Raw genomic sequence first — 13472 nt, forward strand, 5'->3', positions numbered from 1 at the left:
CCGTGACGGACTCCGCGAACGAGCGACTACCCAGACCAAAGGATTCAGGTTAGGCTCACCTAAGTAGGAGGTGAGCCGTGACCGAAGCACCGACATCCATCCGCCGCCCGCCGGCACCGAACCCCGCCGAGCGCGCGAAGACGATCGCGACCCGCAACGGCCCGGCGTCGTTGATGCCCACCTGCGAACGCGCGGGGCTGGAGTCCGAGCGCGTCGTCCCGGTCCTGCACCACGTGCACCACAGCGGCAGCGTGAGCGTGCTGCTGCCCGACGAGCACCCGATGGTCCGCGCGAGCAAGCAGACCCAGCGCGGCGAGCTGGCCGTGATGGTGGAGCTCGCCGACCAGGCGCCGGTCGACCTGCGCGAGCCGATCCGCGGCCTGCTCTGGATCACCGGCTGGCTGCGGCCGCTCTCGCCGGTCTCCGCCCGCGCGCGAGCGGTGGCGATCGCCGAATCCCGGCCGGACGAGCGGCTGCTCGACGTCGGCCACGGCCTGACGCTGCTGCGGCTCACCCCGGCGTCACTCGTGCTCGCCGACGCCGAAGGCACCCACTCGCTGCGCCCGCACATGTTCAGCGCCGCGACGCCGGACCCGTTCCACGACTACGAGGCGCAGTGGCTGCGGCACCTCGAGAGCGACCATTCCGACGTCGTCGAGCAGCTGGCCAAGCACCTGCCTGCGGACCTGCGCGGCGGCCGCATCCGCCCGCTCGGGCTGGACCGGTTCGGGCTGCGACTGCGCGTCGAGTCCGACGTCGGCGACCACGACGTCCGGCTGGCGTTCTCGAAGTCGGTGGACAGCCCGCCGCAGCTCGCGATGGAGCTGCGGCGGCTGGTCGGCTGCCCGTTCCTGCGGGGCGCGTCAGGCTAGTTCGGCGGGGAAGCCGCCCTTGGCGAGCGGGCCCCAGCTCTCGATCGTCACGCGGATGATGCTCTTGCCCTGCTTGACCATGGCTTCGCGGTATTCGTCCCAGTCCGGGTGTTCGCCCGAAATGCTGCGGAAGTAGTCCACGAGCGGCTCGACCGAATCCGGGATGTCCAGCACCTCGGCGGTGCCGTTGAGCTGGACCCACCGGTCGTTCCACTCGTCGGACAGGATGCAGGCCGAGACCTGCGGGTTGCGCTTGATGTTCACGATCTTCGCGCGCTTCGGATAGGTCGAGATGACCAGCCGGCCCTCGGCGTCGACACCGCAGGTGACGGGCGAGAGCTGCGGGCCGCCGTCGGCCTTCGTGGTCAGCAGGATCGCGCGGTGGCGGGTGGACAGGAACTCGACGAGCTCGGCGCGGTCGACGGTTTCGTTGGTGGCGATAGTCCTGGGCATACCCCGAAGGTAGCGTGCGGCCATGACCTTCACCGCGCGATCGTGGCTGGCCCCGGCCCGCCCGGACTTCCCGGACGCGATCGAGGACCCGCGCGAGCGCAAGGCGATCAAGATCGAGCTGCTGATCGTCTTCGGGATCACGCTCGGCCTGTCCGGCGTGCGCAGCCTGCTGTCCCTTGTGGACTCGCTGTTGCAGTCGGCGCCGCTGTCGCAGCAGCAGGTCCAGCTCAACGTGCCCCAGGCCGCGGCCAGCCTGATCGACCTGCTCAAGCAGCTGCTGTCGGCCGCTCAGCTGGTCGGCTGGGGCGCGCTCGGGCTGTACCTGCTGTGGCGCGCGGGCGTGAAGATCACCCAGGTGGGACTGGACCGCCGGTCGCCCGGCCGTGACGCGCTGCTGACCGTCGCGCTCGCCGCCGTCATCGGGATTCCCGGGCTGGCGCTGTACTTCATCTCCTACCACCTGGGTTTCAGCCTGGCGGTGCAACCGTCCACATTGAACGACACGTGGTGGCGGCCGATTTCGCTGACGCTCTCGGCCTTCGGCAACGCCTTCGCCGAGGAAGTGCTGGTGATCGGGTACCTGCTGACCCGGCTGCGCCAGCTCGGCGTCCGCGAGAACAACGCCCTGTTCGGCGCCGCCGTGCTACGCGGGTCGTACCACCTGTACCAGGGCTTCGGCGGGTTCGTCGGGAACCTCGTCATGGGCTTGGTGTTCGGGCGGCTGTGGCAGAAGACCAACCGGCTGTGGCCGCTGGTGGCCGCGCACACCCTGTTCGACTTCGTGTCCTTCGTCGGGTATGCCCTGCTTAAGGGTCACCTTTCCTGGCTGCCCTGACTAAGCTCGGGTGGTGATCGACGAAACGACACCTCCCCGGGTGGACAGCGAAGTCGGACCCCTGCGCGCGGTGCTGCTGCACCGGCCCGGCAACGAGCTCAAAAGGCTGACGCCCCGCAACAACGACCAGCTCCTGTTCGACTCCATCCCCTGGGTCGACCGGGCCCAGGCCGAGCACGACGCGTTCGCCGACGTGCTGCGCGGCCGCGGCGTCGAAGTCCTGCTGCTGGCCGACGCGCTGCGCACGGCGCTCGAAGACGTCCGGGCGCACGCTGCGGGTGTGCACGCCGCCGTCGACGACCGGCGCCTCGGTGGCGACCTGGCCGACTCGCTGCGGTCGCACCTTTCCGGCGTCGACGCGGCCGGCCTCGCCGAGGTGCTGATGGCCGGGATGACGTTCGAGGAGCTGCCCTCGGCCGAAGGCGCGTCCCTGGTGCGGATGATGAACCATCCGCACGACTTCGCCGTCGACCCGCTGCCCAACCTGCTGTTCACGCGCGACTCGTCGGCGTGGATCGCCGACCGGGTGGCGATTTCGTCACTGACCATGCCCGCGCGGCGTCGTGAAACGGCCGTGCTGGACCTGATCTACGCCTACCACCCGTACTTCCGGCACGCGGCCCGCGCGTACGGCGCCCATTCGGCGCCGATCGAAGGCGGCGACGTGATGCTGCTGGCGCCGGGCGTGCTCGCCATCGGCGTCGGCGAGCGGACGACGGCCGCCGGCGCCGAGTCGCTGGCCCGTTCGGTGTTCGCCGACGGCATCGCGCACACGGTGCTGGCGGTGCCGATCGAGCAGTCCCGCGCGACCATGCACCTCGACACGGTGTGCACGATGGTCGACGCCGACGCGGTCGTGATGTACCCGCTGGCCCGCGACTCGCTGACGGCGTTCACCCTGCGCCCGACCGGCGACGGCGGCGTGAAGGTGGCCGGCCCGGCGCCGTTCCTGCTCGCCGCGGCCGAGGCGATGGAGATCGACCGGCTGCGCGTCATCGACACCGGCCTGGACCCGGTCACGGCCGAACGCGAGCAGTGGGACGACGGCAACAACACCCTCGCCCTGGCGCCCGGCGTGGTCGTCGGTTACGAGCGGAACGTCGAGACGAACGAGCGTCTCGAGGCGGCGGGCATCGAGGTGCTGCCGATCACCGGGTCCGAGCTGGGCTCCGGCCGGGGCGGCCCGCGCTGCATGTCCTGCCCGGTGCGCCGCGATCCCCTGTGAATTAAAGTAAGCCTTCCCTAAATGGCATTGATGATTTAGGGAAGGCTTACCAAAATTAGGTTCGTCTTTCTTTAGGAATGGTAACCTAATAGGGGGTAGATCACCACTCTGAAGTGGCATTGATTCACAATCTGACGTACCGTTATGGGCATGGCCCTCATCAACAAGAAAGAACCGCGCTCCAAGTTCTACGAACTGCTGCAGGCGCAGATCCACAACGAGTTCAACGCGTCCCAGCAGTACATCGCGCTCGCGGTGTGGTTCGACGCCGAGGACCTCCCGCAGCTGGCGAAGCACTTCTACAAGCAGTCGGTCGAAGAGCGCAACCACGCGATGGCGCTGGTGCAGTTCATGCTCGACCGCGACCACCACGTCGAGATCCCCGGCACCGGGGAGGTGCGCAACGACTTCTCCGGCGTCACCGAGCTCATCGAGCTCGCGCTCGAGCAGGAGAAGGAGGTCGCCACCGACATCTCCGCGATGGCCAAGGCGGCTCGCGCCGAAGAGGACTACATCAGCGAGCAGTTCACGCAGTGGTTCCTCAAGGAGCAGGTCGAAGAGATCTCGCAGATGAACACGCTGCTGACGATCGTCAAGCGCGCGAACGGCAATCTGTTCGAGGTCGAGGCGCACCTCCACCGCGAGTCCGTCGGCGACGCCGGCGCGGACGCGCAGATGCCGCCGGTGGCCGGCGGAGCGCTCTGACAGCTTCCCACCACGAAGAACGAAAACCCGGGCTCTCCCCCTGTGGACAGCCCGGGTTTTCCGTGTGCGGCGCCGGTCAGCCGGCGCAGTCCTGGTTGAGGCTCATCAGGCTGGTCTGCACGACCCCGGTGTCGTCGAGCCGGAAGTGGTACTCCGACGTGCTGAGCGCCGGGGCGACGACGCCGCCCGGCTCGTCCTTGGCCTCGGGGTAGGCGGCGAGCACCTGGTCCTTCGTGGATCCGGCGCCGACACCTTCGAGGGTGTGGGCCGTCTGCGCCGGGGTGACGACGGTGAGCCCGACGGCCTTCGAGATGACCACGGTCGCCGTCGCGGGGACTCCGCTGCCTTGCACCGTGTAGGTGGTGCAGCTCCCGCCGGGCTGGGCGTCGCTGAGCGTCACGCCCTGGGCGTTCACCTGGGCCTCGGACATGCCGAGCTTGATGTTGCCGAAGCCGTCCGACGCGAGCAGCGGCCCGGTCGAGACCGGCGCGAGCTTCGACGGCGGCTGGGCCGACGGCGGCCGCACGGTCCGCGAGGGCGCGGAAGCCGGTGGCGAGGAGGCTTCGATGTCGTTCGTGCTGGTCGGCGCGCCGATCGACGACTGGGGCGGCCGGCCGGGTGTGAGGTTCTCGGGAGGCTTGACGCTGATCGAGGACCCGCCGGCGGTTATCACCGCGGTGCCCTCCTCGGTGTGGAGGCGCACCATGGTGAGCCCGCCGGCGACGACCACCACGGCCGCGGCGACCCCGGCCACGGTCAGCGCGCCCTGACGACGCCGACGACGTCGGCGTGCGCCCGCGACGATCACCGTGCCGGCGTCGGGTGGCGGAGGCAAGTCGAGCCGCTCATCGGCGAACAGGGCGCGCAGGCGCTGCTCCAGTTCGTCCTCGGAGATGTTCAACCTGCTTCACTCCCTTCGCCGTCGGTCGCCTTCAGCTTCATCCGCAGCGACGCGATCGCCTTGCTTGCCTGGCTCTTGACGGTGCCCTGCGTGACGCCCAGGGCACTCGCGATCTCCGCTTCCGAGAGACTTTCGTAGTAACGCAGCACCATCACCGCGCGTTGCCGCGGCGGCAGTGTTCGTAGCGCGCGCCACAGTGGCTCGTGCTCGAACGGGTCGTCCGGCACGTGCGGACTGGTGTCCGGCAGATCGGCCACCAGGTTTTCCCGGCGGGTCCGACGCCAGCGGCTGACGTGCGCGTTCGCCATCGAGCGGCGGACGTAGGCCAGCGGGTCGCCGGTCTTGTCGTGCACGTAGGCCCAGCGTGAACCCATCTTCTCGAGCACGGTCTGGACCAGGTCCGCCGCGTCGTGCGGATTGCCGGTGAGCGCGTGGCCGTACCGCAGCAACCCCGGCAGTGTGGCCTGCACGAAGTCCCCGAAGTCGGCGAACTCACCCGGCAACGTCGCGGCCCTCCCTCGGCCTGCGCTGGTCACCCAGGTATCTCCCCCGGTGAAGACGGGTGCCGCAGCGGTCACCGTATCGCCTCCCATCGGGGTCGGGTAGCCAGAAGCCGAGTCACCTTCCTCCCCAACACGCATCACAACCCCCTCAGGTTGCCCGCGTCCCCGCACGAATTCGGAGACGCTGTGATGCGCTCCGCGTCAGCGGAGCGCGAGCGACTCCGGCAGCTGGAAGCCGCCGTCCGCCTGCACGGTGAACTCGTGGACATCAACGACGGCGTCACGCGCGATCGGCCCGTAGACGTGCGGGAACCAGATCCCGGCCGGGTGCGGCGGCTCGCCGTCCTCCCAGCGGACCGGGACCCCGAGCTTCGCCGGGTCGATCTCGAGCAGCACCAGGTCGGTGCGGCCCTGGTAGAGCGCGTTGGCCGGCAGGTGCGCCGTGCCGAAGTCGGAACAGTGGATGAACCCGACGTCCTCCAGCGACGGCGCCCGGTACTCGCCGCCTTCGCCCACTTCGGCCCACTCGGCCGCCCCGCAGATGTGGAGTATCACGGTGAGAATGGTCCCACCGGCGCGATCCGGCGGCGGTGTCTCGTGCGCCACATAATGCCTGGTTGAACGCTCATCCAGCACGACGAAGGGGCCGTCCCTCGCGGGACGGCCCCTTCGTCGTGCTGGATCGGATCAGCGCAGGGTGAGCTGGCGGCCGATCAGGCCGTCGCGCGCCCGTCGTTCGGCGGCGTTCAGCGGCTCGGCGTCGAGGGACTTGAGGGCCGTCTCGAGGCGGACGCCGAGGGCGTCCTTCGTGTCCGCCCACTCGCGGGCGTGGGCCTCGGTGTCGAGGTCCCACACCGGGACGAGCAGGCCGTGCGCCCGGAACGAGCCCGCGTAGCGCGAGCCCTCACCGAGGCCGAGCTCACCGGCCGCCGACAGCCGCGCCAGGGCCTGGAGCAGCAGGTTCTCCGGCTCCGGGCGTACCCAGCGCAGGTGCGCCTTGTCGCCGGCGAGCACCCAGTAGGCGCCCGAGCCGAGCCGTTCGGTCGGCATGATCGCGGCGTTGGCGCGCTCGAGGGACACCGCGACGTCACCGGTGGCGTCCGCGTCCTCGGGCAGCCACCAGGCGAAGTCGCTGTGCAGCGTGACGTCCAGGTCGGCACCGGGGGTCAGCAGGTCCTGCAGCCGGGCGTTCTCGTCGGCCGACGGCGGGGTGGTCGTGTCCGGCACGCCGAGGACGTCACCCTCCTTGGCGTCCAGCAGCCACTTCAGGGAGCGGCCGAGGTCGCGGCTGATGTCGGAGGACCGGGTCTGCACCTGCAGGCCGAGGTACCGCTCGCCGTCCGAGCGGACGAACGCGGCCGCGGCCATCGGCAGCACGGTGCCGAGGGTGACGTCACCGCCGTCGACGAGGGTGAGCTTCGCCGTCGCGGACGGCACGAACTCCCGCAGCGCGATCAGCTCGGGCTCCGCGGCCAGGCCTTCGAACGGCTGGCCGACGAAGACGTCGCGCACCTTCGGCTTGCGGTCCGACGCCTGCTTGGGACCCTTCTTGCGCGCGCCCTTGCCCACTGCTGCCTCCTCTGGCTCGGCTTGGAACGCTATCGAAGGGTTAGTCTCGCGACGTGTTCGACCCCCGCGATCCTGAGTTTCTCGAAGACCCCTACCCGGCTTTCGCAGCCCTCCGTTCCCAAGGCGACGTCCATTTCCACGACGGGCTCGGCCTGGCGTTGACGGTGTCCCACGCCGCGTCGTCGGCGGTGCTGCGCCACCGCGGCCTCGGCCGGATCTGGCAGGACGCGCAGCCGCTCGAACGGTTCGCCTCGTTCAACCTGCTGCACCGCAACTCGCTGCTGGAGAACGAGCCGCCGGCCCACACCCGGCTCCGGCGCCTGATCGCGGGCGCGTTCGGCCGCGGCCACGTCCAGCGCCTGCGGCCGATGGTCGCGACGCTCGCCGCCCGCATGGTCGACGACCTGGCCGCGGCGATCGCCGCCGACGGCAGCGCGGACCTGCTGGAGCACCTCGCCCAGCCACTGCCGGTCGCGGTGATCGCCGAGCTGCTCGGCGTCCCGGGCACCGACGGGCCGCGGATGGTGCAGCTGTCCAACGCCATCGTCAAGATGTACGAGTACGGCCTCCCCGAGGCGGAGCGCGACGCCGCCGAGCAGGCCGCCGAGGAGTTCGTCTCGTACGTCCGGTCAGTGGCTACTGCCCGAGCCGGCACTCCCGGCGACGACATCATCAGTGACCTCCTCAGGAGTGAGCTGACCCCGGACGAGCTGGTCGCCACGGCGGTGTTGCTCCTGATGGCCGGCCACGAAGCGACGGTCAACGTGCTCGGCAACGGCATCACGGCCCTCCTCACCCACCGTGACCAGTGGGACCGGCTGCTGGCCACGCCCGCGCTGCTCGACTCGTGCGTGGAGGAGCTGATCCGGTTCGACGCGCCCCTGCAGCTGTTCGAGCGGACGGCGACCGAGGACGTGACCATCTCCGGCTTTGTGGTGGCACGCGGCCAGAAGATCGGCGCGCTGCTGGGAGCCGCGGCCAGGGACCCGAAGGTGTTCGAGGACCCGGACCGCCTCGACATCGGCCGAACGCCGAACGCGCACCTCGGGTTCGGCATGGGGATCCACTACTGCGTGGGCGCTCCTCTCGCTCGGGTGGAGATCGCCGCGGCGCTGACCGCGTTGACGGAGAAGGTGCCGGGGCTGCGGCTGGTGGAGACGCCGCCGCGGCGACCGGAGTTCGTGATTCGGGGGTTGCGGGAGCTGCGGGTCACGGCTTGAGGTGTGACCTCACGGCTGGTGGGAGGCCGCAGTAGCCGGATCCGTGGGTTGCCACGGGTCACGCCAGGCGGGCAGCGGCTGATGGAGACGCCGCCGCGGCGACCGGAGGTCGTGATTCGGGAGCTGCGGGTCACGGCTTGAGCTGTGGCCTCACGGCTGGTGGAAGGCCCGCTGTAGTGATCGGTTCCGTGGGTTGAGTTGCTGCGGGTCGCGCCGGGCGGTGGGGTGGTGGAGACGCCGCCGCGGCGACCGGAGTTCGTGATTCGGGAGCTGCGGGTTACGGCTTGAGCTGTGGCCTCACGGCTGGTGGAAAGCCAGCTGGGGTGGTCGGTTCCGTGGGTTGGGTTACTGCGGGTCGCGCCGGGCGGTGGGGTGGTGGAGTCACCGCGGCGGTTGCGGGCGGCCCCATGTTGCGACTTCGGCCTTGGTCGCGGTTGCAGGTGACCAAGTGGCACGACGTGAGCTTTGGTCACCCCTTGCCCGGCTGAGCGAAAAGGCTGCTCCCTCACGGCAGGTGGCGCACCGCGGCCGGAGTTGCGGAGCCTCGAGTCGCGGCCTTGGCCGTGGTCGCGGCGCCCGGTCCCGCGGCGAAATGCTCGGCCGGGGCCTGCGGAGGCACACCGCGGCGGGCGAATCCGCGAGTGCTGCCAGTCGCGGACGGAGCTGTGGTCACGGCGGGCGGATCTGCGAACCGTGGTCTTGGTGCCTCCTTGATGGCTGGGCCGGCACGCGATCCAGTGGTCGAGACGAACCGGATTGGTGCGCCGTGGGCTGAGTGTGTTGGGGGCGCTCATGGGGTTAGGCCGGCGAAGAGGTTCGTTTCCAGGCTGGAGTCTGGGGCTGGATGGGCTCGGTGGTAGTCCTCGAAGGGCCAGGCCTCCCGCTCTATTTCGCGGGAGTGGGTGAAGAACGGGTGGGCCGGGTCCACCTGGGTGGTGTGGGCCAGGAGTGCGCGGTCTCGGGTTGCGAAGTGGTTCTCGCAGCGGATTTTGGTGGTGATCGGGAGTTTGTCTTCGGGTGGTAGTTCGTCCAGGACCGGGCCCATGGCTGATTCGAGGCCGGCTGCGAGGGTCGCCTGGTGGATCGCCTCGAACCACGCTCGGCTCAGGGTTGCTTGGTAGTACAGCTTTTGCGGCTGCCACGGGTCGCCGGTGCCTGGGTAGCGGGTGGGGTCGGCAGCTGCGGTGAAGGCCTCGGTTGTCACCTCGTGGGTGCGGATGTGGTCCGGGTGGGGGTAGCCGCCCGTTTCGTCGTACGTGATCACCACGTGCGGGCGGAACTCCCGGATCAGGGCGACCAGTGGGGCTGCCGCCTCTTCGAGCGGGAGGGCGGCGAACGAGCCTTCGGGTGGTGGCTCGCCGTCGGCGGGGAGGCCGGAGTCCGGGTGGCCGAGGAACTGCTGGCGGACGCCCAGGATCTCGGCCGCCGCGGCCATCTCGCGGCGGCGGATGGCCGGGAGGTCGGCCCAGGTCTCGGGGTGGTCGAGGGCCGGGTTGAGGACGTCGCCGCGTTCGCCGCCGGTGCAGGTGGCTACCAGGACGTCGACGCCTTCGGCGGCGTAGCGGGCGAGGGTTGCCGCGCCCTTGCTGGACTCGTCGTCGGGGTGAGCGTGGACGCTCAGGAGGCGGAAGGTCACGCGATGCTCCTCTTCGGACTTGAGGACTTCGGGAAGAACGCTGCGGGGACGAGGGTCAGGGCCGACAGCGCCAGGGCCCAGGTGAAGGTGGTGCCGAACGCCGTGGGGGCGGTGGTGCCGGCCAGTTCGTTGTGGAGGATCGCCGCCAGCAGCGCGGTACCCAGCGATCCGCCGATGCGGTTGACCACGTTGAACGCGCTCGCCGCTCGGGGGATGCGGGATCGCTCGAGGGAGCCGTAGAGCGTGGTCATGCCGGGGGTTGTCGCCGCGCCCAGGCCCGCACCGCGGATCAGAAGGGACACGGTCAGCAGGACGCCGTCGGGAGACGAACCCAGCTGTGTGAACGCGATCGTGCCCAGCAGGGACAACGCGATCCCGGCCAGCATCATCGTGCGGGGACCGAAGCGCGCCAGGAGACGACCGCCCGCCAGCAGCACCGCTGCCGAGCCCACCGCTTGCGGCGCCAGGAGCAGGCCCGCCTGCCACGCGCTCGCGTGCTCCACCTGCTGGTAGTACAGCGGGAGCAGCAACATCGAGCTGTACAGCGACGCGCCCAGCAGGAACGTGCTCGCACTCGCGACCGCGAAACCCCTGTCCCGGAACAACTTCAGGTCCAGTACCGCCGATCGAGCACGGGCCGCGTGGACGCCGTACGCGAGCAGCAACGCCGCTCCGGCGAGCGTGGCCACGACGACGCCTTCGGCCAAGCCGTACACGAACGCGCCCAGGCCCGGGGAAAGCAGCGCGATCCCCCGGACGTCGAGGGGTTCTCGCACCCCGCCCGGTTCCGGGGCCGGAAGCAGACGGCGGGCACACACGAACGTCGCCACGCCCAGCGGGACGATGCCGAAGAACATCCAGCGCCAGCCGAAGCCGGCGACGAGGGCGCCGCCGAGCATCGGGCCGAGGGCCGGGGCGACCGTGGCCGGCAGCGTGATCACGCCGATCATGCGCCCCAGCGCCGGGCCCGCTTCCTGCGCGAACACCGCCTGGCCGACCGGCTGCATCAGGCCGCCGCCCAGGCCGTGGAGCACCCGGAACCCGACCAGCGCGGGTGCCGACCACGCGAAGCCGCACAGCAGCGTGCCCGCCGTGAAGAGCGCGACCGCGGTCAGCCAGACGGCGCGGCCGCCGAACCGGTCGGTCAGCCAGCCCGACAGCGGGATCGCCGCCGAGGCCGCGAGCAGGTACGCGCTGGCAACCCACTGCACGGTGGTCAACGGGCTGCCGAGGTCGTGGGCGATCGAGTCGATCCCGACGGTCACGATCGTCGCGTCGAGGATCGACAGCACCGCACCCATGATCAGCACGCCGCCGAGCCGCCACAGCGCCTTGTCCGGCCGGACTGCCGTCGTCATGCCCACCCCCCTTCGTTAGGTCCGACCTCAGATTAGGTCGAACACACTCATTGGGTCAAGCACAAGTTTGGGTTCGACCCAGTAGAGTGACGGCATGAGCGAGGGACTCCGGGCCCAGAAGAAGCACGAGACCAGGAGGAACATCTCCGACGTCGCGACCGGCCTGTTCATCCGCAACGGCTTCGAAGACGTGACGATCGCGGAGATCGCCACCGAGGCGCGGGTGGCCAAGATGACCGTGACGAACCACTTCCCCCGCAAGGAAGACCTGGTCTTCGACATCCGCGAGGACTTCGCGGCCTGGCCGGCGACCCTGATCCGCGACAGCGCCTTCCACGACACGCGCGAGCTCTACTTCGAGGCCCTGGGCGCCGAACACGCGCTGGTCGGTTTTTCGGGCCGGGGGTTCGTGCGGATGATCAAGGACAGCCCGGTGCTGACGAACGCGCTGCACGAGATGCACCGCGAGCGCGAAGCGGCGCTCACGCACCTCCTGATCGGCCGGCATCCCGAGCAGGAGCTCGAGCCGGTTCTGGCCGCCGCGCACCTCACGACCGTGCTGCGGGTGCTCTTCCAGGAGGTCTTCGACCGGACGCTCGAAGACGAGCCCAGGAAGCAGATCGCCGACGCCGTCTGGCCGATCGCGGAACAGGCCTTCGACCAGCTCGAACCGGTCTTCGGCCGGTACTAGCGCGCGGCGCCGGCCGGGCGCTTCGTCCGCAGCTCGGGCTCCGGCGCGCCGTCGACCTTCAGCACGCGCAGGTCGCGCAGGTCCATCGCGTCGGACGGCGCCAGCAACGCCGTGAACCGCCGCACGACCAGCGCCGTCACCACCGCGAGCGCGGCCGCGGCCAGGTCGGTCACCGCGACCAGGACGACGCTGTCCGCCATCGACTGCACGTCGGTGCGGAAGCGCCAGACGATCGTCACGCCCAGCATGACCCAGTTCAGCAGCCAGGCGCTCCACCAGACGACGACCTGACGGGACGGCTTCGGGCGGACGTCGCGCGGGCGGCCCAGCACCGCGTGCTCCAGCTCGCCGACGACCGACAGCGCCATCGGCAGGTTCGCGACCGGCACCAGGATGCCGACCAGCACCTGCCACACCGGCCGCGGCGGGTCGTCGCCCGAGCTGTCGGCGGCCGCCTGCCGGGCGACCAGCAGCCACCAGACCGACAGCCCCGCCGGCAGCAGCGCGAGGATCGAGGCGAGCAGGCCGGCGGTGAGCACGAACCCGTCGGAGAACGCGACCACCGAGCGGGTCAGCGCGGAGTCACGGCCCTGGACGAGCAGCACGTACCGCCAGATCTCGGCTCCGGCCGCGACCACGGAGAGCACGGCGAACGCGAACAGGATGCCGACCAGGCTGCGGCTGAGGACCCGCACGCGGTCGATCGGGCGAACGCCGTCGGAAGCCGTGCCGGGCACCGACGTCGGACGTCGCCAGACCAGGTTCGGGAAGCCCCAGCGCGGCGGCACCGGGTAGGACGGCGGGCCGTAGTAGCGCTCGGGGGCCACTGCCCGGCGACGCGGCCACGCACCCGGCGGCGGGGTCGCCACCCAGCGCAGCTTCGGCCGGTGGTGCGGACGGCGGTGGTACGGGTACGGCTCCGGGCGCGCGGCCAGCGCGCGGCCCTGCAGCTGCTGCGCGTTCGGCGGCGGCGTGGCCGGGCGCGGCCAGTACCCGGGTGGGTACGGCGGTCCCGCCGGAGGCTGACCCGGGTGCAAGGCTAGATCACTTCGGGGTCGATGCCAGGGTGCTCGCCGACCATCGGACGGCCTTCGCGGTGCCACGCGCCCATGCCGCCGGCGACGTTCACCGCGTCCCAGCCGCTCTGGTTCAGCCACGCCGTCGCGCGCGCGGACCGGCCGCCGCTGCGGCAGATCACGTGGATCGGCTGGTCGTCGGGCAGGTCGGTCAGCTCGCCGACGCGGGCCGGCAGCTCCCCCATCGGGATGTGCACCGCGCCGGGCGCGTGCCCGGCGGCCCACTCGTCGTCCTCGCGGACGTCGAGCAGCACGAGGCCGTCTTGGGGCAGGTCGCGGACCTCGGCGGTCGGCAGTTCAGCAGGGCTCACCACGTTGACCATGCTGCCACGTCGGGGCGTTGCCCGCGTGTGAGGTGTGCGTACGAACGGGCCGTTCGCGACGGAAGGGGTGCGAACGGGCCGTTCGTGCCGGAATCCACCGCCGGG

General features: G+C 70.6%; 15 protein-coding genes. 6 read left to right on the top strand and 9 right to left on the bottom strand.

Annotated elements, in window-relative coordinates:
* Positions 1-77: 77 nt before the first annotated feature.
* Positions 78-872 (top strand): DUF2470 domain-containing protein, encoded by a 795-nt coding sequence (locus tag ACIOD2_RS20450; protein WP_400540044.1) that lies wholly within the window; start codon positions 78-80, stop codon positions 870-872.
* Here the strand turns inward: ACIOD2_RS20450 and ACIOD2_RS20455 are convergent.
* Positions 864-1325, bottom strand: a complete 462-nt coding sequence (locus tag ACIOD2_RS20455) for a PPOX class F420-dependent oxidoreductase (RefSeq protein WP_400540046.1) — start codon at positions 1323-1325, stop codon at positions 864-866. The genes ACIOD2_RS20450 and ACIOD2_RS20455 overlap by 9 nt on opposite strands.
* Positions 1326-1347: 22 nt before the next feature.
* Between ACIOD2_RS20455 and ACIOD2_RS20460 the strand changes: the two genes are divergently transcribed.
* The 3 genes from ACIOD2_RS20460 (at position 1348) to ACIOD2_RS20470 (ending at position 4090) form a co-directional block, all read left to right on the top strand.
* Positions 1348-2160: a CPBP family intramembrane glutamic endopeptidase gene (locus tag ACIOD2_RS20460; RefSeq protein ID WP_400540048.1), complete on the top strand. Its 813-nt coding sequence runs from the start codon at positions 1348-1350 to the stop codon at positions 2158-2160.
* 40 nt (positions 2161-2200) lie between these two features.
* The gene (locus ACIOD2_RS20465) at positions 2201-3385 is read left to right on the top strand and encodes an arginine deiminase (protein ID WP_400540435.1); all 1185 of its coding nucleotides are present in this window, start codon (positions 2201-2203) and stop codon (positions 3383-3385) included.
* Between the two features lie 150 nt (positions 3386-3535).
* Complete coding sequence (locus ACIOD2_RS20470) at positions 3536-4090, top strand: ferritin (RefSeq protein ID WP_400540050.1); 555 nt, start codon at positions 3536-3538, stop codon at positions 4088-4090.
* A gap of 76 nt (positions 4091-4166) precedes the next feature.
* Here ACIOD2_RS20470 and ACIOD2_RS20475 read toward each other — a convergent pair whose 3' ends face one another.
* The 4 genes from ACIOD2_RS20475 to ACIOD2_RS20490 all read right to left on the bottom strand — a co-directional run bounded on the left by ACIOD2_RS20475 (position 4167) and on the right by ACIOD2_RS20490 (position 7063).
* Complete coding sequence (locus ACIOD2_RS20475) at positions 4167-4991, bottom strand: hypothetical protein (RefSeq protein WP_400540052.1); 825 nt, start codon at positions 4989-4991, stop codon at positions 4167-4169.
* Entirely contained in the window at positions 4988-5494 is a 507-nt protein-coding gene (locus tag ACIOD2_RS20480) for a SigE family RNA polymerase sigma factor (RefSeq protein ID WP_400540437.1), read from the bottom strand. Before ACIOD2_RS20480 ends, ACIOD2_RS20475 begins: the two co-directional genes overlap by 4 nt.
* Before the next feature lie 201 nt (positions 5495-5695).
* Complete coding sequence (locus tag ACIOD2_RS20485; RefSeq protein ID WP_400540054.1) at positions 5696-6049, bottom strand: DUF952 domain-containing protein; 354 nt, start codon at positions 6047-6049, stop codon at positions 5696-5698.
* Positions 6050-6181: 132 nt separating this feature from the next.
* Positions 6182-7063, bottom strand: coding sequence for a DUF5926 family protein (locus ACIOD2_RS20490; protein WP_400540056.1), 882 nt, complete (start codon positions 7061-7063; stop codon positions 6182-6184).
* 53 nt (positions 7064-7116) lie between these two features.
* On the opposite strand from ACIOD2_RS20490, the gene ACIOD2_RS20495 reads away from it, so the two are divergent.
* Positions 7117-8283, top strand: coding sequence for a cytochrome P450 (locus ACIOD2_RS20495; RefSeq protein ID WP_400540058.1), 1167 nt, complete (start codon positions 7117-7119; stop codon positions 8281-8283).
* A gap of 790 nt (positions 8284-9073) precedes the next feature.
* Here ACIOD2_RS20495 and mca read toward each other — a convergent pair.
* Both mca and ACIOD2_RS20505 read right to left on the bottom strand, forming a co-directional pair.
* Entirely contained in the window at positions 9074-9919 is an 846-nt protein-coding gene (gene mca, locus ACIOD2_RS20500; RefSeq protein WP_400540060.1) for a mycothiol conjugate amidase Mca, read from the bottom strand.
* Complete coding sequence (locus ACIOD2_RS20505) at positions 9916-11277, bottom strand: DHA2 family efflux MFS transporter permease subunit (RefSeq protein ID WP_400540062.1); 1362 nt, start codon at positions 11275-11277, stop codon at positions 9916-9918. The genes mca and ACIOD2_RS20505 overlap by 4 nt, the downstream gene beginning before the upstream one ends.
* Positions 11278-11371: 94 nt before the next feature.
* Here ACIOD2_RS20505 and ACIOD2_RS20510 point away from each other — a divergent pair, with 94 nt between their 5' ends.
* Complete coding sequence (locus ACIOD2_RS20510; RefSeq protein WP_400540064.1) at positions 11372-11968, top strand: TetR/AcrR family transcriptional regulator; 597 nt, start codon at positions 11372-11374, stop codon at positions 11966-11968.
* Here ACIOD2_RS20510 and ACIOD2_RS20515 read toward each other — a convergent pair.
* Both ACIOD2_RS20515 and ACIOD2_RS20520 read right to left on the bottom strand, forming a co-directional pair.
* Positions 11965-13005, bottom strand: a complete 1041-nt coding sequence (locus ACIOD2_RS20515; protein ID WP_400540066.1) for a DUF4328 domain-containing protein — start codon at positions 13003-13005, stop codon at positions 11965-11967. The two genes, ACIOD2_RS20510 and ACIOD2_RS20515, sit on opposite strands and share 4 nt — an antisense overlap.
* A gap of 2 nt (positions 13006-13007) precedes the next feature.
* Positions 13008-13367 carry a rhodanese-like domain-containing protein gene (locus ACIOD2_RS20520; protein ID WP_323325508.1) on the bottom strand — a complete coding sequence of 120 codons (360 nt, stop codon included), beginning with the start codon at positions 13365-13367 and terminating at the stop codon, positions 13008-13010.
* Positions 13368-13472: the final 105 nt, after the last annotated feature.

Origin of the sequence: Amycolatopsis sp. NPDC088138 (assembly GCF_044741685.1) — a bacterium.
Taxonomy (GTDB): Bacteria; Actinomycetota; Actinomycetes; order Mycobacteriales; family Pseudonocardiaceae; genus Amycolatopsis.

Excerpts from the sequence above, each read along its gene's own strand:
- ACIOD2_RS20455 (WP_400540046.1), bottom strand. The coding sequence starts at position 1,325 with ATGCCCAGGACTATCGCCACCAACGAAACCGTCGACCGCGCCGAGCTC.
- ACIOD2_RS20460 (WP_400540048.1), top strand. The coding sequence starts at position 1,348 with ATGACCTTCACCGCGCGATCGTGGCTGGCCCCGGCCCGCCCGGACTTC.
- ACIOD2_RS20470 (WP_400540050.1), top strand. The coding sequence starts at position 3,536 with ATGGCCCTCATCAACAAGAAAGAACCGCGCTCCAAGTTCTACGAACTG.
- ACIOD2_RS20505 (WP_400540062.1), bottom strand. The coding sequence starts at position 11,277 with ATGACGACGGCAGTCCGGCCGGACAAGGCGCTGTGGCGGCTCGGCGGC.
- ACIOD2_RS20510 (WP_400540064.1), top strand. The coding sequence starts at position 11,372 with ATGAGCGAGGGACTCCGGGCCCAGAAGAAGCACGAGACCAGGAGGAAC.
- ACIOD2_RS20520 (WP_323325508.1), bottom strand. The coding sequence starts at position 13,367 with ATGGTCAACGTGGTGAGCCCTGCTGAACTGCCGACCGCCGAGGTCCGC.